The 21,558-nt window shown below is 69.6% G+C and carries 21 protein-coding genes and 1 pseudogene; 8 read left to right on the top strand and 14 right to left on the bottom strand.

Features of this window, described 5'->3' with window-relative positions:
* Positions 1-216 precede the first annotated feature (216 nt).
* The 5 genes from AC6F7H_RS26050 to AC6F7H_RS26070 form a co-directional block, all read right to left on the bottom strand.
* Positions 217-1,170, bottom strand: a complete 954-nt coding sequence (locus AC6F7H_RS26050) for a hypothetical protein (protein ID WP_500759429.1) — start codon at positions 1,168-1,170, stop codon at positions 217-219.
* Positions 1,167-1,967, bottom strand: a complete 801-nt coding sequence (locus AC6F7H_RS26055; RefSeq protein ID WP_500759431.1) for a protein phosphatase 2C domain-containing protein — start codon at positions 1,965-1,967, stop codon at positions 1,167-1,169. Before AC6F7H_RS26055 ends, AC6F7H_RS26050 begins: the two co-directional genes overlap by 4 nt.
* Before the next feature lie 302 nt (positions 1,968-2,269).
* Positions 2,270-2,935: a vWA domain-containing protein gene (locus tag AC6F7H_RS26060; protein ID WP_500759432.1), complete on the bottom strand. Its 666-nt coding sequence runs from the start codon at positions 2,933-2,935 to the stop codon at positions 2,270-2,272.
* Positions 2,936-2,972: 37 nt separating this feature from the next.
* Positions 2,973-3,473, bottom strand: coding sequence for a hypothetical protein (locus AC6F7H_RS26065; protein ID WP_500759434.1), 501 nt, complete (start codon positions 3,471-3,473; stop codon positions 2,973-2,975).
* A complete protein-coding gene (locus AC6F7H_RS26070) occupies positions 3,470-4,930 on the bottom strand; it encodes a hypothetical protein (RefSeq protein ID WP_500759435.1) in 1,461 nt (486 codons plus the stop codon). Before AC6F7H_RS26070 ends, AC6F7H_RS26065 begins: the two co-directional genes overlap by 4 nt.
* Before the next feature lie 435 nt (positions 4,931-5,365).
* Here AC6F7H_RS26070 and AC6F7H_RS26075 point away from each other — a divergent pair, with 435 nt between their 5' ends.
* A complete protein-coding gene (locus AC6F7H_RS26075) occupies positions 5,366-5,827 on the top strand; it encodes a tellurium resistance protein (RefSeq protein ID WP_500759437.1) in 462 nt (153 codons plus the stop codon).
* Positions 5,828-5,880: 53 nt separating this feature from the next.
* On the opposite strand, the gene AC6F7H_RS26080 is transcribed toward AC6F7H_RS26075, so the two are convergent.
* A complete protein-coding gene (locus tag AC6F7H_RS26080) occupies positions 5,881-6,393 on the bottom strand; it encodes a hypothetical protein (RefSeq protein ID WP_500759439.1) in 513 nt (170 codons plus the stop codon).
* 352 nt (positions 6,394-6,745) lie between these two features.
* Between AC6F7H_RS26080 and AC6F7H_RS26085 the strand changes: the two genes are divergently transcribed.
* The 3 genes from AC6F7H_RS26085 (at position 6,746) to AC6F7H_RS26095 (ending at position 9,602) form a co-directional block, all read left to right on the top strand.
* Positions 6,746-7,858: an ADP-ribosylglycohydrolase family protein gene (locus AC6F7H_RS26085; RefSeq protein WP_500759441.1), complete on the top strand. Its 1,113-nt coding sequence runs from the start codon at positions 6,746-6,748 to the stop codon at positions 7,856-7,858.
* A 12-nt stretch (positions 7,859-7,870) separates the two neighbouring features.
* The gene (locus tag AC6F7H_RS26090) at positions 7,871-8,017 is read left to right on the top strand and encodes a hypothetical protein (protein WP_500759443.1); all 147 of its coding nucleotides are present in this window, start codon (positions 7,871-7,873) and stop codon (positions 8,015-8,017) included.
* A gap of 361 nt (positions 8,018-8,378) precedes the next feature.
* Positions 8,379-9,602: an RNA-guided endonuclease InsQ/TnpB family protein gene (locus AC6F7H_RS26095; protein WP_500759444.1), complete on the top strand. Its 1,224-nt coding sequence runs from the start codon at positions 8,379-8,381 to the stop codon at positions 9,600-9,602.
* Between the two features lie 38 nt (positions 9,603-9,640).
* Here the strand turns inward: AC6F7H_RS26095 and AC6F7H_RS26100 are convergent, their stop codons facing one another.
* The 5 genes from AC6F7H_RS26100 to AC6F7H_RS26120 form a co-directional block, all read right to left on the bottom strand.
* On the bottom strand, positions 9,641-10,039 hold the full coding sequence (locus AC6F7H_RS26100) for a hypothetical protein (RefSeq protein WP_500759446.1): 399 nt from the start codon (positions 10,037-10,039) through the stop codon (positions 9,641-9,643).
* Complete coding sequence (locus AC6F7H_RS26105; protein ID WP_500759447.1) at positions 10,036-10,335, bottom strand: hypothetical protein; 300 nt, start codon at positions 10,333-10,335, stop codon at positions 10,036-10,038. Before AC6F7H_RS26105 ends, AC6F7H_RS26100 begins: the two co-directional genes overlap by 4 nt.
* An 89-nt stretch (positions 10,336-10,424) precedes the next feature.
* Positions 10,425-10,859 carry an ATP-binding protein gene (locus AC6F7H_RS26110; RefSeq protein WP_457463182.1) on the bottom strand — a complete coding sequence of 145 codons (435 nt, stop codon included), beginning with the start codon at positions 10,857-10,859 and terminating at the stop codon, positions 10,425-10,427.
* Between the two features lie 463 nt (positions 10,860-11,322).
* Positions 11,323-11,877, bottom strand: a complete 555-nt coding sequence (locus tag AC6F7H_RS26115) for an SUKH-4 family immunity protein (protein ID WP_500759449.1) — start codon at positions 11,875-11,877, stop codon at positions 11,323-11,325.
* Positions 11,878-12,183: 306 nt separating this feature from the next.
* Entirely contained in the window at positions 12,184-14,571 is a 2,388-nt protein-coding gene (locus tag AC6F7H_RS26120; protein WP_500762064.1) for a glycoside hydrolase family 84 protein, read from the bottom strand.
* A gap of 522 nt (positions 14,572-15,093) precedes the next feature.
* On the opposite strand from AC6F7H_RS26120, the gene tgmA reads away from it, so the two are divergent.
* The 4 genes and pseudogenes from tgmA to AC6F7H_RS26140 form a co-directional block, all read left to right on the top strand.
* Positions 15,094-15,345: a putative ATP-grasp-modified RiPP gene (gene tgmA, locus AC6F7H_RS26125; protein WP_500759451.1), complete on the top strand. Its 252-nt coding sequence runs from the start codon at positions 15,094-15,096 to the stop codon at positions 15,343-15,345.
* Positions 15,342-16,313 carry an ATP-grasp ribosomal peptide maturase gene (gene tgmB, locus AC6F7H_RS26130; protein WP_500759453.1) on the top strand — a complete coding sequence of 324 codons (972 nt, stop codon included), beginning with the start codon at positions 15,342-15,344 and terminating at the stop codon, positions 16,311-16,313. The genes tgmA and tgmB overlap by 4 nt, the downstream gene beginning before the upstream one ends.
* A complete protein-coding gene (gene tgmC, locus AC6F7H_RS26135; protein ID WP_500759454.1) occupies positions 16,310-17,443 on the top strand; it encodes an ATP-grasp peptide maturase system methyltransferase in 1,134 nt (377 codons plus the stop codon). The genes tgmB and tgmC overlap by 4 nt, the downstream gene beginning before the upstream one ends.
* Before the next feature lie 176 nt (positions 17,444-17,619).
* A pseudogene (locus AC6F7H_RS26140) lies at positions 17,620-17,895 on the top strand (helix-turn-helix domain-containing protein); the annotation flags it as partial.
* 11 nt (positions 17,896-17,906) lie between these two features.
* Here AC6F7H_RS26140 and AC6F7H_RS26145 read toward each other — a convergent pair.
* The 3 genes from AC6F7H_RS26145 to AC6F7H_RS26155 form a co-directional block, all read right to left on the bottom strand.
* Positions 17,907-19,553 (bottom strand): hypothetical protein, encoded by a 1,647-nt coding sequence (locus AC6F7H_RS26145; protein WP_500759456.1) that lies wholly within the window; start codon positions 19,551-19,553, stop codon positions 17,907-17,909.
* A gap of 206 nt (positions 19,554-19,759) precedes the next feature.
* Entirely contained in the window at positions 19,760-19,945 is a 186-nt protein-coding gene (locus AC6F7H_RS26150) for a hypothetical protein (protein WP_500759457.1), read from the bottom strand.
* 107 nt (positions 19,946-20,052) lie between these two features.
* A complete protein-coding gene (locus AC6F7H_RS26155) occupies positions 20,053-21,555 on the bottom strand; it encodes a hypothetical protein (protein WP_500759458.1) in 1,503 nt (500 codons plus the stop codon).
* Between the last annotated feature and the right edge of the window lie 3 nt (positions 21,556-21,558).

Below are 21,558 nucleotides of genomic sequence, written 5' to 3' on the forward strand. Positions count from 1 at the left end.
CAGCGTACTGGCAGGCATCGACGCCCCGCTCCGGGCGGCTCGCTCGCTTCCGCTACGGGCTTGTCCTGCGCGACCTGGTGTCCCGACTGCCGGTCTTTCCGGATCCTGACACGTGGGACGTTTGCATGCGAAGCATCGCCGATGCCTACCGCTGGGAGCCGATGCAGGCCTGAGCCGGGTACGGCTCCCACGACATCCGAGGGAACCGGTACCCCTCTACTGCACCGGGCCCCGCAGCCTGATCGGTGTCCGGTTGCGCGCTCCGTCCAGGACCGTGTGGTCGATGGCAGGCCGGGCTCGGGGCGCGGCCGCGGTGAGCGTGATGACGCCACGGTCGCTCAGCGCGGTCTGCCACTCGCCCGGCCGGGGCCGGGTACCGCGCTCGCCGGCGGCCTGCGCGAAGAGCCTCCGCACTCCGTCGCTCTGCCGGTCGTTGAGGCAGCCGGGGACGAGTTCCAGATCCTGGCCCGGTATGACATACGGCTCCTGGGCGACGATGCGCCCCGCCACCAGAGCGGTCTTGTAGGCGTCCGTGTCCACCGTCGCGTCGGTGGAGGACGCCAGCGGGTCGTTCCAGTCCGGAGTGGCGGCCTGGGCCTGGACCGCCGCGCGTCCCACCCGGCGGAAGCCGTCGCAGTCCAGGAAGTGGACGGCGGGCTCGGGGGAGAGGGACCACAGGACGTTGGCCTGCGAGATGTCACCGATCACGAGTCCGGCGTCGTGGAACCAACCGATGGCCTCGACGCAGGCCAGCGCGAGAGCCCTGCGCTGCTCCAGGCTCGGCTGGGCAACGTCCTGCCAGGCCGCTTTGGGCGGCCGGATCAGGTACTGCAGCTCGAGGAGCTTCGTCGCCCCCGTCGCGGTGCGCCACGACATGGGGGCGGGGGCCCGCCTCATGAGGAAGCCGAGCGTCCGGCCGCCCTCGACCACACGGCACAGGGGCCAGGCGGCAAGGGCGTCGAGGCGGCTCCGGTCCGCCTGGCCGAGGCCCTGCCGCAGCCCGACCAGGTCGGTGAGGGCGGTGCCGTTGACCTTGGACGGGTCCTTGTACTCCTTGAACAGGAGCGGGCCACCCGTGATTGCGTACACGTCCCCCTGGCCGCCGCTGCCGACCCGTTCGCCCAGGGTGAGCGACGACCGCGCGACGTCGGCTCCGTCCTCCGCGCTCATTCCGGCTTCTCCCACACGCAGATGACGGTCCGGTCGTCGTCGTAGGACTTGGCCCTCGTCTGCGCCTGCCACAGGAAGTCGGACAGCGAAGGCGCTTCAGGCCCGCCCCACGCGTTCGCGAGGCGCTGGGCGAACTCGGGATCCTTCTGGGTCAGCGGGTTGGTGATGCCGTCGGTGCCCAGGAGAAGGACCTCGCCCGGTTCGGTACGCAGCAGCTTGGCCTTGACGCTGCGATAGGCGTGCGGGAGAGCCTCGGTGCGGGTGTCCAGGAGACTTCCGTCGTCCACCGAATTGCCCTGTTCCCACCGGCCTTCCCGCAGCACGAACAGGCCGCCGTCCCCCACGCTGAACACGACACGCTCGCGGATGCGGGCGTCGGTCGGAACCAGCAGGACATGCAGGGTGGTGGCGTGCTCCTGACCTATACGCAGCTCGTTGACCGCGCCGGCGATCGCCTTGTTGGCGATCGCGCGGAGTTCACCCTCGTCCTGGGCGATCAGCGCCGCATGAATGTTCTCCGCCTCCCGGTCCAGGTGGAGAGCCGTCTGGCGAGTGACGCGGTACGAGCCGATGTGCGAGTGCTTCGCGGAGCCCACTCCGTCGGCGACCGCCAGCAGCAGGAAGCCGGCCTCCGGTGGACCGACGCGCGTCACCGTCATGGCGTCCTGGCGGCAACTGCCCTCCCAGTTGTGGGAGTCACCGCGCACGGAGGCGGCCCGCACCGTCAGCCGTCCGACCTGGGCCCCGTCCAGCAGCACTGCCGGGGTGAAGGCCGCGAACTCGTCGCCGTCCCGCACGGAAGGGCACTGCAGAGGGTGGGGCGGATAGCTGGGGGGCCGTTGACCGACGTGCGCAGGTACCCCGCGCAACAGAGCGTCCCCGGATTCCGCAGGGGACGCAGGCGGCACGAGACGGTCCGTTGCCGGAGGCGCAGACCGCTCTGCGGGAGTGGCGAGCCCGAGCGTGCGCGTGTCATGGACGACGATGTCGGTGGGCAGGCTCGCGAAGTGTTCGTCAAGACCGTCACCGTGGGCGGGCCTGCCGAGACCCCTTACATCCCCATGCGCCTCGGGGGTTTCTCCGTGATGCATCGGGCCGCTCACAGCTTGTCCAGGGAAAGGCTCGTGAAGCCGGGCACCTGCTCGTCCACCTGGAGCTGGAAGCCCTCCCCGCCCTGGGCGGCCATGCTGGTCGCCGAGCTGACGATGGACCGGGTGAGGCTGGAGGCGAACTCGCGCAGCGCGACGGCCGGCGAAATGGAGTCGTCCCGCTGGAGGAACGCCTTGAAGTTGGCTACCTCCGTGATGGTCGCGGCGTCGGCGTCACTGATTCCGAACGCGATGATCTTCGGCGCGTACCGGAACCCGTTCAAGTCGTTGAGCGCGGTGCGCCAGCCCTCGTCCGTGGGGATGCCGTCGGAGAGGAAGAACGCCACGGGGCGGTACACGTCGTGCCCCTCCGCCTTCAGCGCCGCGACGTCCTTCTCGATGGTGTCCTTCAGCAGCCGGAAGGCGGCGCCGAAGGAGGTCACGCCGCCCGCCGACAGGGACGGCAGCTGCGTCAGCTCGCTCAGGTCGGCGAGCGGCTGCAGCACGGAGGCCTGCGTGGAGAAACCGATGAGCGCGAAGCGGGTCTTGTCCGCGACACTCGGATTGGTGCTGATCTCGTGGTGCAGGTCGGGCAACGCCGAGTTGATGGCGTCCACGCCGCCGCCGGCCATGGAGCCGGACTCGTCGCACACCATGTAGAAGGGAAGGATCTGCATGGGTTGGTTCTCCTGAGCTGATGAGACGGCGTGGCCGTCAACGGGTGTAGAAGTAGATCTCCAGGTCGGCGGAGCCCGAGGGGCCGCCGGTCCAGAAGTCCCGCGTGGTCGCGTCGGTGAACATGTCCGGCCGCGCCTCCCGCAGGGCTTCGTTCACCTCCCGCGCGTATGCCTGGCCGTCACCGGGCTCCGGTGCCTGGCCGAAGGTCAGGACGAAGGCGGCTTCGCGTCCCTGGTAACGGGTGGTGGCGGCACGGAGTTGTTTCACCATCCGCGTGGTGTCGCCGACCGCTGCGGTCAGGTGGATCTTCACCGGCTTGCGCGCCACCGACCGCGGTCCCGTCGGAGTCGGCGTCGGGCTCGGTGCGGGGGACGGCGTGGCATCGGCCGACTTCGAGGGACTGGCGCTGGCCTGCGCGGCGAGCGGGTCACCGCGGTCTCCCATGGACACCAGGGCGAGCACGAGCAGCATGTCGGCGAAGAGCCACCCGGCCAGGTGAAGCGGAGTGAACCGGAAACGCCTCTTCAGCGGGCTCACCGGCCCGGTCCGATCCCGGCCCGCAGCTTCTCGGCCTGACGCAGTTCGCTCTCCGCGCGTCGTTGGGCCGCTTCGGCACCCGCGCGTGCCGTCTCCGCTTCGCCCCGCGCGGCCTCCGCTTCGATCCGCGCCGTCTCTGCTTGGCCCCGCGCGGCCTCCGCTTCGATCCGCGCAGCCTCCGTTTCGCGGAGTGCTCGCTCCAGGGCGTCGGTGACCGCGACGAAGCGATCCGTCGCCTCCTGGACGGCGCGGCTGCGCGCCTCGATGCCGAGCAGGGCCTCCCGCGAGGCCTCGGCGGCCTCGCCGGTCCGGTCGGCCACCGCGCCGAGGTCGTCGAGCAGGCGTCCGTTGACATCCGCCACGACCTCGATGCCGGTGGTGAACCCGCGCTGGGAGGCGGCCAGCACGGTCAGCGACTCCTCGACCTGCCGGGCCGCGTCCGACAGCGCGCCGCGCACGCGGTCACCGTTGTCGCCGACCGCCGTCTCCAGCCGGTCCGCCGCGCGGGACAGAACGTCGCGCATGTCGTCGCCGGCCGTCCTCAGGTCCTCCAACGCCTTGTCCAGGACACCGGTCTGCCCGCTGACGGCGTCGGCCAGTCGGCGGCCCGCCTGCGTCAACGGGTCCTCCAAACCCTGGACGGTGGCCTGAATGGCCGTGCCGCTGTCCCGGACGGTCTCCTCGATCCGCAGCACCACCTGCTCGATGGGCCGTACGTACGCCTCCGCCTGGGCGAGGCGCTGCTCCGCTTTGTCCGCGGCCTCGCCCACCAGCTCGGCGGCCCGACTGAGTGCCTCCTGCGTGGTGATGGCCTTGGAGTGCATCCGCTGCAGTCGGCCGGCCGCCGAGTTGAGCTCCGCGGCGAAGCGCTGGGGCGAGGCGAACCGGTGCTCGTTGAGCGAGAGCTGCGCACGCGTGAGGACCGGGACCAGGCGGACCAGAGCCGCACGGGCACGCTCCCGCGCCTGCCCCTCGCGACGCTCGGCGCGTGTGCGCCGGTAGCCGTGCACGGCCGTGAGGACGAACAGCATCACCAGGGCCAGGCACCCGCCCACGGCGACGTGGCCGAAGCGGTATGCCCCGCTCAGGTGTCCGTCGAACCCGGACTGCCACAACTGCAGGAACGGTCGACCGGCGGCCTTGGGGTCGTCCCCGGTGAGCGCCCCGTAGGCACTTGACGCCTGCCACAGGCCGAACCACGTGAAGAGCAGAGGCAGGAAGACCAGGGCCCCCAGCACCCAGTCCAGCACCGAGTCGAGCCGTTCGCCCCGGCCGGTGTCCACCGGTTCGGCGATGCTCTCGGGCCGGGCGAAGTGGGCCATCAGGTCGAGATCGGCCCAGGCGTCGAGGGCGTCCACGTCGGTGGAGTCGAGCGCCCGTGCCAGTGCGCGCAGTTCTTCGGCGCGCGGGGCGAGCGCAGGGTCCTGCGCCGCGTCCTCGAGGTGACGTGCGGTCACCCCTTTGTCTAGTTGTGTCCCGGTTAACATTCCTCACCCTTGCCCGGTGATGCCGGGACTTTGTACAGATCCGAGCGCGACGGGACAGGGCGATGGCCTGCCACGTGCATCCCTGCCGCGCATGCAAAGTGACGGAGACCTTTACATCTCCTTCACTGACTAGGCCATAATGAACGACAAAAACATGGTGTTGACGGCGTGGCGCGGGGCGGTGGTGCGGGCCGTTGATGTATATGCGGGTGCTCATTGAGCGGCGACGGTAGGCGACGGACAGTCATCGACCTGACCGGAGGGGCGGACGCAGTGGGGGGCGCCGGCGCGTCCTGCGGACCTCACCAAGTGGACGCCTCGCGCCGAAATCACGGGCCGAGGCGTTCTCCAACTGAACCTCAACCGGGCGTCGCGGCCGAGGCCGACCTCGATCTGGGCTGTCTGGTGCTCACCCGCGACGGAGCGGGGGCGGCGGTGCAGCCGCTCGGCGCGCAGTTCGGCGACCTCGACGCCTGGCCCTACGTCAGCCTCGACCAGGACGACCGGACCGGCGAGACCTCGGCTGGCGAGACCCTCCGCATCAGCCTCGAGCACCGGCACCGGTTCGCCGAACTGCTCGCCTACGTGTACCTCTACGAAGGCGCAGCCGACTTCCGCAGCCTCGGAGGCGTCGTCACCGTCAGCGCGCCGAACGGCACCTGGCGCATCCACCTGGACGATTCCCCGGCCGGAGCCACCTCCTGCGCCATCGCCCTGCTCACCCCGGGGCAGGGCACCGCCACCCTCGACCTGCGGCGCGAGGTCCGCTGGTTCACCGCCGAGCCGTTCCTGTCGAACCAGCAACTCATCGACCGTGCCTACGGCTTCGACTTCGACTGGGTGCCGGGCACCAAACCGCCCCTGTAGGCCTGTAGGTGGGCGCCGTCGGGAGCCGGCTCGCGGCCTTGCCGTGCCGCCCGTCAGGAGTAGGACCAGCGCCATGCGTTCGAGCTGTACCTGCACGTGATCCGGGTGCCGCCCGCGGTCGTCGTCGTGGCCCCGTGGTCACTGTTCCGGCAGTACTGCCCCGCCTGGTAGCAGTTGCCCGCGTTGGAGGTGATGGAGCAGGTCCCGGAGCCGCTGTCGCTGCTGTTGCCGGTGCTGTTGCTGGTGCCGGATCCGGCGGCGGCCCGGGCGGTCTTGGTGACGGTGACGGTCGGGCCGGGTGTGGTGACCTTCTTGGTCTTGGTGACCGTGGGGGCGGGTTCCGGCTCGGCGGTGACGGTCGCCGTCGCCGTTGCCGTCGCCGTGGTCGTCACGGTCGGCACGGGCTTGGCGGCCAGGGCCTGGGCGGCGTCCACCTCGTCCTGTGCGGACTGGGTGCCGCCGATCGCCCCCAAGGCGAACAGGGCGGCGCCGACGGCCCACAGTCTCTTGCGCTTGCGCAGCGGCCGTATGTCGGACGGACCCTGCGGGTGGTTCTGCGGATTCACGGTTTCTCCCGGGGGCGGTGAGCGGAGGTGGGCGTACGGAAGTTGAAGGCGCATGGGTGCGGCCGGGCCGGTCACGCCGTTGCGAACTGGAGCATGAAGCATGCGCGTTGATAATGTCAACAAGCTATCCTTTGTAGGCGCGTGTACGATCGCCGATGTGGACCGCCAGGAGTGAACAGTGGTCACGGGGAGCAGGACACCAGGGGAGCGCATGACTCATCAGCACGGTCTGCGTGAAAGGACGTTGCCCGCCGGGCAGCCGTCCGCAGCGTCGGGAGGTGCGCCGTGCCGGTGACCTCGTCCACCGGGCTCGCTTCCGGCGGAGACCGTTTCGAGAAGAAAGCAGACTGCCTTGGCCGACGAGAAGGGCCAACAAAGGAAGTTCCGGAGGCTTGAGTCCCGGCTGCGGGGGATGATGCTCGGCCTTGCGCTCGGGGACACGGTGGGAACGGCTCGGGGCAAGCCGCCGACCAACGGTCCGTTGCGGGCCGGTGTCAGCACGCAACTCGCCTGTTTCACCGCCGAGGGCATCATCCGCGCGATGGTGCGCATGGAGCACAAAGGGATCTGCCACCCGCGGTCGGTGGTCCTGCACGCCTACTGCCGGTGGGCGGCGCTGCAAGGCGTCGAAACGGAGAGGATGCGGCGCCGCTGGGCCTCCGGGACCAAAGCGGAGTGGCCGGACGGCTGGCTCGCGGGTGTGCCCGTGCTGGCCGAGCGGCGGGGCAGCGCACCGGCGACCGTGGCCGCCCTGTCCCGGATCGACGGACGCGGCGAGTGGACGGCCACTCGAAGCCGAGGCTGTCACGCCCTGATACGGGCCCTCCCGATCTCGGCGATCGGGAAGGAGGGAGCCGCACTGGCCGGCGAGACCGCCGCCCTCACGCACGGTGACACAGCAGCGCAGGCCGCCGCCGCCCGGGCGACCGCGCTGCTCTACCACTGCCTGACCGACTCCCCTGAGGAAGCCCATCGTCCCGTCACCACCGACCAGCCGGTACGGGAGACCCTGCGAACGGGTATTGCCGCGCTCCCGCCACTGGACCGCGGCGACGTCGGCGACGAGCACGACCACCTCGTGACGGTGTTCTGGCACGCCGTCGACCAGCCCGCGGACGCGGGGCTGCTCGCGCGGCTCGCACCGGACGCCACCGCCCCTTCGGCGTTGTACGGCGGCCTCTACGCCGCAGCATCCTTCCCCGACCGAACCGGCTTCGAAACTGCACTGCAGTTCGCGGCGGGAGCGCCGGACGGAGACTCCGTCGCCTGTGTGGCGGGCGCGCTGCTCGGTGCCGTACACGGGATCGAGGCACTGCCCGTGGACCTGGTGAGCCGTCACGAACTGTCATGGGTGCTCGACACCTTGGCGCGTGACCTGCTGATCCAGATCCTCGACTCGCCCAGCGGCAGCGAGTACGTCAAGGGCTGGGACCCGCACTGGTGGAGCCGTTATCCCGGTTGGTGACTTCTGCTGGTCGTGGACGACGCCGCCTGCCGGATCGAGGATGAGGAGGAGGCTCGCTGGGTCTTCGCGTATCCGGACGTCTTCCAGGTGTTCGACCGTGAGGACACGCAGCTGCGCCGGGAACCGTTGCTCCGGCAGTGCGTGGCGCTCGACGTGTGACGTCGCGCCGGATACGGAGCCCGGGGGCCCCGCCCGTGCCCTGTCCGCCGTTTTCCGCCCCCGGAGGGGTGGAAGCGGCGGACAGGCCGGTCACCTGGTCTCTTGCGAGGAGGCCCCGGCGTTCACGCCGGGGAGGAATCGCATTCCGTGACAGCGGCGCGGGGCGTCGCGGCGTCCTGCCCCTCTGAGCGTGGAGTGCCGCTGTGGCTTGCCGGGTGGGGCCGGGGGTGTGGGCGAACGTGCGTGCCGGTGTTCGCTGGTGGGGGTGGTCGGGGCGGGAGAGGGGTGCGGGTGTGCGGATCTCGTGCGTATGGTCGCCTCGCAGGGTCGACGCGGCCGGAATGTGGACGGGGGTGAGGGTGTGGCGCACGCAGCCGGGGCCGACAGAGCGGGGCGTGCCCGGTACACCTACCGGCTGCGGGTGTCGTCGACCGCCCGTACCGCCCTGCTCGCCGAGTGGGACCGCTGCCGCTGGGTGTGGAACGAATGCGTGGCCAAGTCCCGGCAGGTGCACGCCCACAATCGCGCGCACCCGGACGATGGGCTGACGTGCGGTCCGGCCCAGCTCGACAAGATGCTGACCGAGGCCCGTGCCCGTACGCCATGGCTCCGCGACGGCGCGAGCGTGCCGCAGCAGCAGACCGTCCGGGACTTCGCCAGGGCTCGTTCCAAGGCGCTGAAGGACATCGACAAGCGTCTCCCGGTGAAGCGACGTGCGGGAATGCCGCGTCACAAGAAGAAGCGCGAGGTTGCCCCGAGTCTGAACTACACCACCCGGGGCTTCCGCCTGAAGGACGGCCGTCTGCACCTGGCAGGCGGGATCGCCCTGACGGTGGTGTGGTCGCGGGACCTGCCCCGCGCACCCTCGTCGGTGCGGGTGTACCGGGACAGCGTCGGCCACTGGTACGCGTCGTTCGTCGTCGCCACCGAAGTCCAGCCGCTCCCGGAGACGGGCGCTGTGATCGGCGTGGACTGGGGCGTCAGGCAGACCGCGACCACCACGTCCGACGCGCACGACCTGCCGCACGCCGAACACGGCAAGCGGGCCGCGCAGCGCCTCGCCCGCTATCAGCGGATGATGGCCCGCCGCAAGCCCGCCCGCGGGCATGCGGCGTCCAAGGGTTACCGGCGGGCGCAGGCGCAGGCCGCGAAGCTGCACAAGAAGGTGGCCCGGCAGCGGCAGGACACCGCCCGCAAGTGGGCCAAACGCGTCGTGACCGACCACGACGCCATCGCCGTCGAGGACTTCCGGCCGAAGTTCCTCGCCCGCACCACCATGGCCCGCAAGGCCGCCGACGCCGCGATCGGCGCCACCAAACAGGCCCTGATCGAGATGGGCCGCAAGCACGGGCGGGACGTCCGCCTGGTGCACCCCGCGCACACCACCATGGACTGTGCGTCGTGCGGAGCGAGAACCAAGCACGCACTCCCACTGTCGGAACGTACCTACACCTGCACCGCCTGCCAGGCCGTCTCCCCCAGAGACAAGAACTCCGCACGCGTGATGCTGGTCCGGGCTGGTCTCAACCCGGCTGGTGCTGAGGGCACAAGACCCCCGGGAGCGCTGCTCCCGGCGGCAGCCTGAGCCAGGAATCCCCCTCCTTCTCCAGGAGGGGGAGGATGTCAAAGGCCCATGACGACCACACGGTCCCCGCACAGCTTGCGCAGGTCGTCCTCGTCGGAGGTGAAGACCGTGACCGGCCCCGGCTGCCGCAGGGCGACGGCGGCCAGGGCCGCGTCGATGGCGTACTTGTGGCCGTGGAGGCCGGCTTCCTTGAGCAGCTCGATGGCATCCTTGGCGATGTCCTCGGTCACCGGCTCGACGTGGATCCAGGAGAGCGCCCAGTGCCAGGCCGGAAGGTAGGTCCGCACGTCGTACGCCTCGATCAAGGTCATGGACGTGGTCATCACGCGGATGCCAGAGAGGTGGGCCGTTTTGAGGCGCCCCTTCATCGCGGTGGCCCCCCGCACGGTCTGGGACAGGCCCTCGCAGTCGAGCAGATAGGCGATGTTGTTCTTCACGCGACGTGCCGCTCCTGCCCGGCCTGCTGCTGTTCGGTGACACGCTCAGCACGAGCCCTCCCCGCATGAGCGTGCTCGATCTCCTTGCGTTCGGCCTCGGCTGCGGCCAGTTCCTCCTCGGTGACAGGGCCGTATTCCGTCTCCAGCCAGTCGACGAGTTCGCCGAGCCGGTCCTGCTCCCGCCGACGCTCTATGGCCTGCGTGACATAGCGGCTGAACCCGCCGGGGCCCACCTCTGCCCGGATGGCCTCGGCAAGCTCCTCGGGGAGCGTGACGGTGTACTTCTTGGTTGCCATACCATCGACCATACCGCTCGCGTTCCTGAGGGGAGAGCCGAACGACGGCGGCCTCACCCCATCGAGTGCAACGGTGAACATGACGGTGCTCAGCACGCGCACTCGGCCCACACGGTCTTGCCGCCGGGCGGATACGACTCAGTGCCCCAGCGGTCGGCCAGGGCGGCGACGATGAGCAGGCCGCGGCCCGACTCGTCGTCCGGCTGCATGACGACGTCCGTCACGGGGGAGGGGAGCCGGTCCCCGCGAGCGTCCGTTACCGCGACACGGAGGACGTCGGCAGTCGGGTCGTGGGTGAGGGTGAGACGGAAGTCGCGGCCCTGGACCCGGCCGTGCAGCGCCGCGTTGGCGGCCAGCTCCGCGACGATCTGCTCCGCGCGGTCGGTGACGCCGGGTGACGTCTGCCAGGTGCGCAACTGCTCGTAGGCGAGCAGTCGGGCGAGGCGAGCCCCGCGGCGGGTGGACGACAATTGCTGTGTGAACGACCGCACGGCGGCGGGAAGCTGGGGCGTGGTTGCGCTCATGGGACCACGGTGACGGGCGCGCGGGGGCGCGTTCCAGTGGCGTGGCCCGTACGGTGCGTCACCGTACGGACGCGTGCTGTGGACGGTGCGAGGGGTGGACGATCACGCTGGGTGCGGATCGGAGGTGGCTGGAAGCGGTGCGCGTGGCTGGCCGGACGTGCTCGTGACGAGCGTCGTCCCGCCGGGCAACACGCCACCCGTGGCGGTCGGTTGCCAGGCTCGACAGGAGAGTGCGCCCTATGCCCAGGACCACGCAGTTGCGTACGTACACCGTCCGCGACGGGCTGTTCGACGAGTGGGTCGAGCGGTGGCGCAGCAGGGCTGCCGAGTACGAGCGCGTGGGCAAGGCTGCGGACGTACGGCTTGCCGTAATGGGGAACCGGCTGTTCGTCGTGCGAAGTCGGGATCCTGGCTTTCCTTGGTCACTGTCCTTGGCGCCACCAGCGAGGCCTGGGCGGTTCGCTCACCAGACGCCTTCGATGACCTCGTCGAGGACGAGATTCCACTGGGACTGATCGTCTTCGAAGGGGGTCGCGTCAAAGGCGTGAATGCGTGCGCGCAGATCCTCCACTTGCTCGTCGATGTCGGCCTGGTCGTCGCATTGGTGTTCCTCGAATTCCTTGAAGAGGTTCAGGGCGTGGACGAGGGATTCGACGTCTCGATGGAGCTGGGTGTAGGTGTTCAGAGGCTCCCCCTCGCCGAAGGCGTACACCTTTCCGGTGAGGGGGTCGAGGGCGATGACGGAGGCTGTGAAGTAGCCGAGGATGAGCCATGGGTGACATTCCTCGGGCAGGGTTCCGTCGTCAGGGGTGAACCACTCGGTCAGGAGGATCGACTCTTCCTGACCGACGCTCGCCTTGGACTTGAACGTCTCGTCGTGCGGGAGGCCGACCTGGCTGAGGAAGTCCGCGGTTCGGGTGTCGAGTTGGTTGTCGGGGGATTCGTAGCGGGGGAAGTGCACGACGCCGGTCAGGCCGAAGGTGTTGAGGAGTTCGGCCGTCGTGACAGCGAAGCTCATGCGGGGACCTTTGGGTGTTGCGCGGCTGGAGTGAATCGCCCCGGACCTCCGGATCGGCGGGCGACGGCCTGCCGGTCGGCGGGGTGCTCCGTCGGCCCTGGAAGACCAGGCTCTTCCAGGGCCGAGGTGGCGGGCCGGTGTCCGGTCGTCGAGTCATCGGTCACCTGGGCCGGACGGGCCCTTCGCTGCGGGCGGCACGTGGCTGCGACCCGACCGTGTGACGGTCACCGACGTGCGGTGGACCATGAGGGTGGAGAGGCTGAAGCGCCCCCCGCCTGTGGCCCGAGGCGGCCCGTGCGCCGTCGGTCAGGACGCCGGTGTCCCGTAGACGCCGATCTCGTAGAGGGAGTAGCCCCAGGTCGTCTTCCGCTCGACGCCCTGCATGCGGACGTAGCGCACGGCCTCGTCGGCGGTGAGCCGGACGACCTCGTTTCCACAGGCGTCCGGGCGCTGCATGGACACCGTCCGCCAGTTCACACCGTCCTGGGAGGTCTGGACGGCGTACTCCGTCGCGCAGGCGTTCTCCCAGGCGAGGGTCACCGCCGCGACCTTCGTGGGAGCGGCGAGTTCGACCTGCACCCACTCGTCGTTCGAGTAGCCCGAGGCCCAACGGGTGTCCATCCGGCCGTCGTTGACGTGCCGCGCGGCCAGCCGGTCGAGGTTCTGCTCCACGCTGGACGCGGACGCCTTCCCCTTCGGGGCCAGGTTCTCCCCGCCGCCCGCGGAGTCCCACAACCGGAGGCGCACATCGGCCTGTACGAGGAAGGCGTCGAGCACGCCGTCACCGATCTTGGGCTGGGCCTTGCCCCAGGAGTTGCGCGGCGGATCGACCCGAACGGCACGGGCCCGCTGCTGCAGGCCGTCGGACTCGGCCAGCAGCCGGTCCGAAGTCTCCTTGTCCCCGGACTGCCGCGCCGCGAGCGCGTCGAGCATCTTCACCATCGCCTCGCCCCACAGCTCGGTGGCGTTCAGCCAGGGTGCCGCGTCGACGGTGAAGCCCTTCTCCACGGCTCCGCCGCGGATGGTGGCCGGGGCCTCCTCGATGGCGGTCGCGTAGCCGCGCAGTGCCTTGACGGCCCCGGCGCGGTCCCCTTCGTCCCACGTCTTCCAGAACTCCGCCACGCGCCCGGCGAGTTCGGGAGCCTGTGGCTGCCAGGGCGTGGCGCCGAAGGTCGGGGCCATGTGTTCCAGGTCGCCGAGGACGAGCAGGGCGTCGGTGGCCTCACGATCGCCGCCGGCGAGGTAGGACATGGCGCGCGGCCAGCTCTTCCGCGCGTCGTACGCCCGGTCGTTCCAGGTGAAGTCCGCGGTGCCGAAGACCGCGACCTTGCTGGCGTAGGGCTGGTTCATGGGGTTGGCGACGATGCCGGAGAGGTGTTCGGACAGACCGGCCTCACGCTTGTCGTACGGCGCGAGCAGCAGCCGTCCGCTGGTGTTGCCGAAGTCGTTGACCGGGTAGTTGTCCCAGACGAAGACCTTGCGACCGAAGAGCTTCGACACCTGGTCGGCCTCGTTGTTTGTGATCTTCGGCGGGACGACGTCCGTGCCGGTCCACATCACCACGACCGCCGGGTCCAGGGTGTCCCGCATGGCCTGCTTGTACGCGGTGTCGGTGAGGTCGCCGTACTCGGTGGGCACCGTCTGCAACGGCCGGGCGCCCTCGTGGGTGGCGATGAAGTCGCGCTGTACGTCGTTGAGCAGGTCGACCTGTGCCCTGGCGGCCGCTCCGCGACCGGGTTCGCCGTAGGCCGCCCGATCGCTTTCGCAGTTCCAGCGGGTGTAACTGATGTCGTCGAGCGGAATGGAGAAGGCGCGGGTTCCCAGGTCGTACAGTGCCTGGAGCTTGGCCTCGAGGGCCTCGCGGTCGGCGGGATCGGAGTAGCAGATCGACTCCCCGAGGGACACGGCGAAGGTGAAGCGCACGTGGTTCTCCGTGGCCCGGTCCACCAACTCGCCCAGCTCGGTCAGCTTGTCCGCCGGGTAGGACTCGCGCCACTTGCCCCGGTGGTACGGGTCGTCCTTGGGTGCGTAGACGTAGGTGTTGGCCTTGACGTCCCCGTAGAAGTCCATCTGGTCGAGGCGCTCGGCGTGGGTCCAGGGCTGGCCGTAGAAGCCCTCGATGGTGCCCCGCAGCGGCATCGACGGGAAGTCGCTGACCCGCACGCCCGCCACCTTCCAGCCGTCGTCGTCGGCGCGGACGAACAGCTGGCGCAGGGTCTGCACGGCGTAGAACTGGCCCGCGGCGTCCTTGCCGCCGAGGGCGATCCCGGCCCCGTCGGATGGGGTCTTCGAGACGCGCAGGGCGTAGCCCTCGGCACGGTCCGGGACCGCCGTGTCCCCGAGCGCCGCCGCGATGTCGGGCCGGGTCGCCGGCCCGAGCCGTACGGTGAGCAGGCCGGCGGCGGCCTTGGGGACCTTGCCGGGGGCGACGACGTCCACCCGGTCGGCGCCGTGCGCCTTCAACTCCCGGACGAGACGGTCCCGGGCGGCGGGGTCCGTGTCCTCACCGGCCACGATGAGCACCCTGCCGGTCACGACGGCGTCGCCACCGGCGCGGGTGAGGGACTGCGGGGTCGGCGAGACCGGCGGCACGGCACCGGCCGTGCGGGGGACGGCATTCGGTACTGCGGCGGCCGGTAGTGCCTGGAAAGCCATAGTGCTTGCGAGTGCGAAGCACATGCTGGCCGCCATCATCACGTTTGTGCGTCTTCCCACTGCAACTCCCCTTCGTGGTCTGGACTAACAAGTGGCCTCGTTCTGCTCATGATGAGTGAGTGAGGGGGGAGAGGTAAGGTATATGGGGTCTAGACCTCTCTGTGATCCGCCTTTACTCTGGCCAACGTTCAACTCCTGCATGGGGTGCGGCGGCACCAATTGGGGCTGGGCCGGAGTTCCCGGATCCGGCTTCACCTCCTACGCCTACGGCGCGGCGATATCAGAGGGCCGGCGGATCGCCCCCAACTCGCCGCCCACGAGGAGTTCGGCTGCCTCCAGAAGGAAGGCGTGACGTGCTTCTTGAACCGACCCGCCCCGTACGCTGCGTCAGCGTACGGACACGTTCGGTGGATGGTTCGTATTCGCGTCGCTCACGCTGGGTGCCGGCGATCGCGGGGACATGACCCGCATACACCTGAAGGTGGCTCCGAGTGCCGGGGCTGCAGGCACGCGGCTGTGTCCGGCGCGGTCGCCGCAGTGTTGACGAGAAAGGGGCACCCGATGACGACGCCGACTCCCAGGCCGTGGGGCCTGACCCGGATGAAGCCGTTTCCCGCAGCGGCCGTACTGACCGGGGCGACGGTCGTACTCGATGCGGACCGCCAGATCGGGCGGTGGGTCGGGCCCGATGGCCTGGATGTTCCGGAGCTGGACCGGCACAAGCGCAGTGAGACCTGCAAGGAGACGAAGACGAAGACCTCCCTGGACGGCACCACGGACGAGGGAAGCGACCAGCAGGGAGACAGCGATTGAGTGAGGCATCACCGGTTCTCGTCGTCACGCGGCTGGACGACGCGACGGCGGACGTCGTCATCGAGGAACTGGGCAGGCGCTCGGTGCCGGTGGTCCGGCTCGACCCGGGCGACTTCCCGGAGAAGGTCTCCGTGGCGGCGCGCGTGGAAGGCTCGCGGCTCACGGGTGAGGTGCGGACGGAAACCAGGGGGCTGGCGCTGGACACGATCCGGTCCGTGTACTGGCGCCGCCCGCGCCCCTGCTCCGCTCCCGAAGGACTGGACGGACCGGATGCCGACTGGTGCGCCCAGCAGGCACGCCATGGCCTTGGCGGAATCCTGACGTCTCTGCCGGGAGCGCACTACGTCAACCACCCGTGGTGCAACCGGGCCGCCGAGTACAAGCCGGCCCAGCTCACGACCGCGGCGCGGTGCGGGCTGCGCGTACCGCCGACGCTCCTCACCAACGACGCCGAGCGGGCCCGGCGGTTCATCCGTGATCATGGCCCGGCCGTCTACAAGCCGCTGTGCAACAGTGACTACACCGATCGAGACGGCCAAGGCCTGACGGTGTGGGTCGAAGAAGTCGCCACGGCCGACCTCGACGCCGGGATCGGCCACACGATGCACCTGTTCCAGAGCCGCGTGGACAAGGTCGCGGACGTACGGCTCACCGCAGTGGGGAACCGGCTGTTCGCCGTGCGGATCGACGGCTCTCCGGGCCTGGACTGGCGTCGGCACTACGACGACCTCCACTACACCCTCATCGACACGCCGCCCGACGTGGCGAAGGGCGTGCACCAGTACCTCAACGCGTTCGGCCTGGCTTACGGCGCCTTCGACTTCGGGCTCGACGCTGCCGGACGGTGGCACTGGTACGAGTGCAATCCGAACGGGCAGTTCGCATGGTTCCCCGATCCCGTCACCGACCGGGTCACCGCCGCCCTCGCCGACCGACTCCAGTGCTCCGACCGCCGGGACCGCCGATGACCAGCAGCACAATCCTCCGCCAGAGCCTCGCCGGCGAACTCGCCGCACAGGGCCTGCTCACCGATCCGGCATGGCGCGCCGCCGTCGAGGCCGTGCCCCGCGAGCTGTTCCTGGGAGGTGCCGTGTTCCGTTCCGACGGCGCCCAGTGGGAGCCCGTACGCCGTGAGCGACTCGGTGACGACGAGTGGCTCCGGACGGTCTACTCGGACACCACCTGGGTGACGCAGGTCGACGGCATCAGCGCCCAGGAAGCCGCGGGCCCCGTGTCGGGGCGGCCGACCTCCTCCAGCACCCTGCCGTCGCTCGTCGCGCGGATGCTCGAACTCGCCGATGTCCAAGACGGTGACAGGGTCCTCGAGATCGGCACGGGCACGGGTTACTCCACCGCCGTGCTCTGTCACCGGCTCGGGGGCGAGACGGTGTACTCCGTCGAGTACGACGAGGAGGTGGCAGCCGCTGCCGCACAGCACCTCCGAGCCGTCGGCTGCTCCCCGCACCTCGTCGTCGGTGACGGCCTGCGCGGGCACCAGGACGGTGCGGAGTACGACGCGGTGATCGCAACGTGTGCCGTGCGTACCATCCCGCCCTCGTGGCTGTGGCAGCTCCGCGACGGAGGCAGCATCACCACGACGATCAGCGGCTGGATGCTGGGCTCGGGCCTGATCCGGCTCGTCCTCGACGAGGAAGGCATCGCACGCGGCCGTTTCGCCGCCGACCCGGTGTCGTACATGCTCGCCCGGCCGCACGAACGGCCGCCTCGCCCCACGTTCTACACCCATCCGGGCAGCACGCGAGACTCGTGGGTGAGCCCGGGCCTGCTGGACGACTGGACCGGGCTGTTCGTCGCGCAACTTGGCGCGCCGTCAGCCGAATTGGTTCGCACGGGGGACGGCATCGCCCTGGTCGACGCGGCAACTGGATCGCAGGCATGGACCGAGCGTGACGGCGACGGCTGGACGGTGCACCAGGACGGACCCCTGCGACTGTGGGACCAGGTCGAGGACGCGCTCGACGCCTGGCAGAAAGCGGGGTCGCCCGACCAGTCCGCGTTCGGTATGACGGTCACCGAGTGGGACCAGGTCGTCTGGCTGGGCGACCCGGAGGGCCCTCGCTGGCGACTGCCGACCTGAGAAGGCCCGTATCGAGCCTCGCCCTGGAAGAACGTGTGACGCGCCCTCTGGATCCACTCACCCCGTACGCTGCGTCAGCGTACGGGCACGTTCGGTGTGATGTGCGAATGCCTTCCGGCCACTCTGGGCGCTCTCAGGGGGGACCTGACGCGTGAGCACCTGGAGGTGGGCCTCGAATGACGACCGACCACGTGGAACCGGCGGTGCCGGGCGGGGAGTGCGAGCGGGAACCGGATCCGTCGGACAGCCTGCGGACGTTCGGGGCCGTCGTGCAGGCGCTGCGTGAGCACGCGGGGTTGAGCCGGGCGCAGTTCGGGGAGCTGGTTCGGTTCTCCAAGCACACGGTGGGGTCGGTGGAGTTGGGGCGGCGGATGCCGGACGCGTCGTTCGCCGAGCGGAGCGAGAAGCTGACGGAGGCGCACCGCGGCGGCGGACGTACGCTCGCCCGCCACCGCGAGGACCGTCACGTCAGGGTGTTACGCAGATGAGGGCCGAGATAACCCACGTACACCCGACCGGTGTTCGAGCCGTCGTCGTAGAAGTGCAGGCGTGGGGCGACGGTGTTGCCGGAACCGATGCGCAGGTGGGCCTGCATGAAGACCACGCCGTCGGCATGCACCGACTTCGGTACGGGAAGCATGCGTTCCCGCCGGAGTTTGTCCTGCCGGGCGACGGTGTCCGACTCGCGCATCGCGACCTTCGCCGCCGGGAACGGGTAGGTATGTGATTCCTCGTTCTTGCACCAGCTGAGGAAGTCGCCACCCGCGGTGCCCTTCGCCGACGCCTTGGCGAAGTGATCGAGGGCGAGTAGTGCGTCCCAGGCGACGTGCAGCCAGTTGTCGACCGACTGGCTGTCGAGGTCCCGGGTGATCTTCTCCTTGCCGGTGAAGCAGAGGTACGGCAGCTTTTTGAGCCGGTCCAGCAGGTCGGCGAACGTTTCCGGGTACGTGATGACAGGGGCATCCGGCTCGCAGTTGGCAGCCTCGTACTCGCCGGCCTTCCTGAGCTGTTCCTGCAGGAAGCGGACGCGACGTTGCGCTACCTGGAACTGCTCGTACAGCTCCTCGTTCTCACCGCGCAGTTCGTATGCCACTCGGTCTGCTTTGTCCAGGTCGGCGTTGAGTTCTTCGACCTCCTTCGAGCGCTTGGCCTCGATCTGCTCCGCCTCGTCGAGGAGTGCGTTCAGGGCTTTGATCTCGCCGGTCAGCTTCTCGATGTCGGAGCCGTGAATCTGCTGACGAGGCCTGGTGCGCTGGACTGGAAGAGTGGCCAGGGCAGCTGGCAACGGCTGACGCAGGGCATGACGTTGGGGAAGGATCGCGAGAGTGCGGGCAGCGCGGCGTACGTCCGCTTCCAGGGTTCGCCGCGACATCACGGGGTGACTTTGGGCATCCGGCTTCCAAGCGGGATCGATGCCCGGCATGTAGGTGCGGATACCGCCGCCGAAGACGGGGTGAAACTCCAGCTCCTGGTTGAAGGATGCCTGGGCCTCGGGGGAGAGGATGTAGAGGACGGCGAGGCCGGGCAGGTGCCGGTATGCGTGCTCGACTGTTTTGTCGGCCCATGCGTTGGCGTCTACGCAGTAGGGGACGCTGGCTATCACGATGGGGAGGCGGCGCTGCTCGTCGCAGAGTTCCTCTATGACTTCCTGGACATCCTCCGGTTCGATGAAGGCCGGCTTGGCCTTCACTTCGGCAAGTCCGTCCCGGGCTTGAAGGGAGTCGAGGAGCAGCCCGGCGATTCCCGGCGTGTTGGCGCGCGTGGGTGTTCTGCCGGTCGACGAGGGCATGTGCTCGATGTCCACCTGAAGCCAGGTGCGGTCCGCGTTGTCCCGGTGATCCCGGCGGACGGTGAGCGTGGACTGCCAGGTACCGATCTCGGGCGAGGGTGTCTCGCGCATGCGCCAACGGGTGTAAGCACCTTGGCGACCTGACGACGAGTCACGGTCGAGCGTGACGTTCAAAGCGATGTCGTTGCGGCCCTCGTCGAGCGCAGAGGCGTCGTAGTGTTTGCTCTCCAGCCAGGTGTAGAGCTGTCGTTCGGCGAGCGCGGATGCGGTGACGAAGTCCTGCGGGGTCGATATGACCATGCGGTAACCGCGAGGTTCCATGGGCGATCCCTTCGAAGCGGTCGGTCCTCGTTGACCGGCTGCCCGTTCGTGCCTCTGTGCGGTTGTGGATCAGTTCGCGGGGCGTCGGGGGCGGGCGGCGGAGTGGGAGGAGAAGTGTAGTTCTCACCGGCCTTCAGGGGCTTCGCGAGTTAGAGGTCCGTGTCCGTCGCACGGTTGTATTCGATGAGGACAAGAAGTTTGGCGCGCTACTCGCCGGACTCGGCGATCTTGTTGTTCTTCAGGCCTTCCGACTCCGACTGGAACGTCTCCGGAATGTAGCCCGCCTCCTCGGCCGAAATGCCGGAGAGGTGGAAGAAGCGGGCGTCCGACTCTGCGCGCAGCCGCGCCCGCCGGAGCTCGTCCCAGTGGTACGGCTCACCCTCGTCGCCCAAGTCGTGGGCGAGGGTCCCACGTGAACCCCCCCCTGTCCATCGGGCAACCGGAAGGCGGACTCACCGGTGAGTGGGCGCATCATGTGGATTGGGCCAGCCGGTGACAGTCAGCCTGCGGTCCAGTCCGTGGTCAGTACCTCCGCCAGGTACACGAGTTCATCGTGGTCCAAAGGGGTCCGGTGGGAGAGGGTGTTGCGGGCTGTGTGCAAGGTACGCAGGCGGTGACGTTGCGTGGTGGTCAGGGCGAGCATGTAGGCGGCGTAGGAAAGGCCGCCGAGCTCGAGTTCCTCAAGGTCGGGCACTGCGGCTTCCTCGGTGCTTTTCCAGTGCTGGGAGCGGGCCTTCTCGCAGAAATCCCGAAGAGTGAAGCGCTGTTTGCGCAGTAGCCCGGGGACGAGGTGGATCAGGGTGGTGCGAGCTTCCTCGATGAGGGGAAGGAGGACGCGGTTCTGGGCGTGGCAGACGAGGATCCGCAGTTCCTGGGAGTTGGCGTCCAAGAGGGAATGGCCGTGGGTGGGGTGGATGCGTCCGTCCCAGCTGTCGATGGCACCGCGGGCCCAGGCACCGTGGATCTCGGCGTCGGGGGCGGAGGCGTGGGCGGTGGACAGGCGTCTGGGCGGCACGGGCTCCGTGGAGCCGGCTGCGGGCTTGGGCAGGACGCGGCTCAGCGCGCGGCGGAGTGTGCCGAGGTCACCGCCGTCCCAGATGTCGCGGAGAGCGAGGGCGCGGTCGATGTCGGGGCCGCAGACTTCGGCGACGATGGCGTCGGTGACGCGGCGGAGGAGTGTGTCGGCGGCGTCAGTGACTCCTGAGCGGGAACGCCAAGCCATGAGGACCTCGGTGTCGAGACGGGTCCAGACCTTCCACCACCAGTGGACGGCCGCGCGGCCCTGGCTGCCGAGGGTGGCGCGGGGCAGGTCGGCGGCACGTGCGGTCAGGAGGAAGCGCGGCCGTGCATGACTGGGCAGACCGGCTTCGTGGAAGGTGGCCTGGGCGACGCGGAGGAGCCGGGCGGCCTCTTCGGGGGAGGTCTCGTCCCAGCAGCGCACGACGATCACGTGGGGTGCTTGGCCGACTGCGGCTTGTTCGGCGAGGGTTTCCACGGGATCGCCCGTGACGCCGAGTTCCTTGGCGAGGCGTTCCTCCAGCGTTGCTGCAGGCACGGCGGCAGCCGGAGTCAGGCTGGGCCGGACGTTGCCGCTGGGCGCGGCGAGCCGGCTCAGGAGGCTGCTGTAGGGGTCATCGGGCAGGTCCGTGTCCGCCCGGAGTTCGTGCGACTCGGCGATCGGTGCGCGCTGCGTGGGCAAGGACACTGGGCCGGCACAGCGGTTGGCGAGGGAGACGACGCCGGGAACGGGGATCACCGCCTCGAGGCGGTGGGTGAGCTCGCGCACGAAGAAGTCGGCGCGGCCGGATCCCACGACGGGGTCGGGGAAGTACCAGACGCAACTGCGGCCTGCCCGCAGCTCCGCCTCGAGCATGTCGAGGTGCCGACGAGGACCCGGGAGCTGGGCGAGGTCCTCGTCCATGATGTGTCGGCCGGTCCCGGCGGCGACCGGCCCGGACGCCGTGGACTCCGGTGCCGCGGAGTCTGCGGCATTGAAGCTCACGGC

The organism is Streptomyces sp. MMS24-W38 (assembly GCF_059889265.1).

Excerpts from the sequence above, each read along its gene's own strand:
- AC6F7H_RS26050 (WP_500759429.1), bottom strand. The coding sequence starts at position 1,170 with ATGAGCGCGGAGGACGGAGCCGACGTCGCGCGGTCGTCGCTCACCCTG.
- AC6F7H_RS26060 (WP_500759432.1), bottom strand. The coding sequence starts at position 2,935 with ATGCAGATCCTTCCCTTCTACATGGTGTGCGACGAGTCCGGCTCCATG.
- AC6F7H_RS26105 (WP_500759447.1), bottom strand. The coding sequence starts at position 10,335 with ATGGCAACCAAGAAGTACACCGTCACGCTCCCCGAGGAGCTTGCCGAG.
- AC6F7H_RS26110 (WP_457463182.1), bottom strand. The coding sequence starts at position 10,859 with ATGAGCGCAACCACGCCCCAGCTTCCCGCCGCCGTGCGGTCGTTCACA.
- AC6F7H_RS26115 (WP_500759449.1), bottom strand. The coding sequence starts at position 11,877 with ATGAGCTTCGCTGTCACGACGGCCGAACTCCTCAACACCTTCGGCCTG.
- AC6F7H_RS26120 (WP_500762064.1), bottom strand. The coding sequence starts at position 14,571 with ATGATGGCGGCCAGCATGTGCTTCGCACTCGCAAGCACTATGGCTTTC.
- tgmA (WP_500759451.1), top strand. The coding sequence starts at position 15,094 with ATGACGACGCCGACTCCCAGGCCGTGGGGCCTGACCCGGATGAAGCCG.
- tgmC (WP_500759454.1), top strand. The coding sequence starts at position 16,310 with ATGACCAGCAGCACAATCCTCCGCCAGAGCCTCGCCGGCGAACTCGCC.
- AC6F7H_RS26145 (WP_500759456.1), bottom strand. The coding sequence starts at position 19,553 with ATGGAACCTCGCGGTTACCGCATGGTCATATCGACCCCGCAGGACTTC.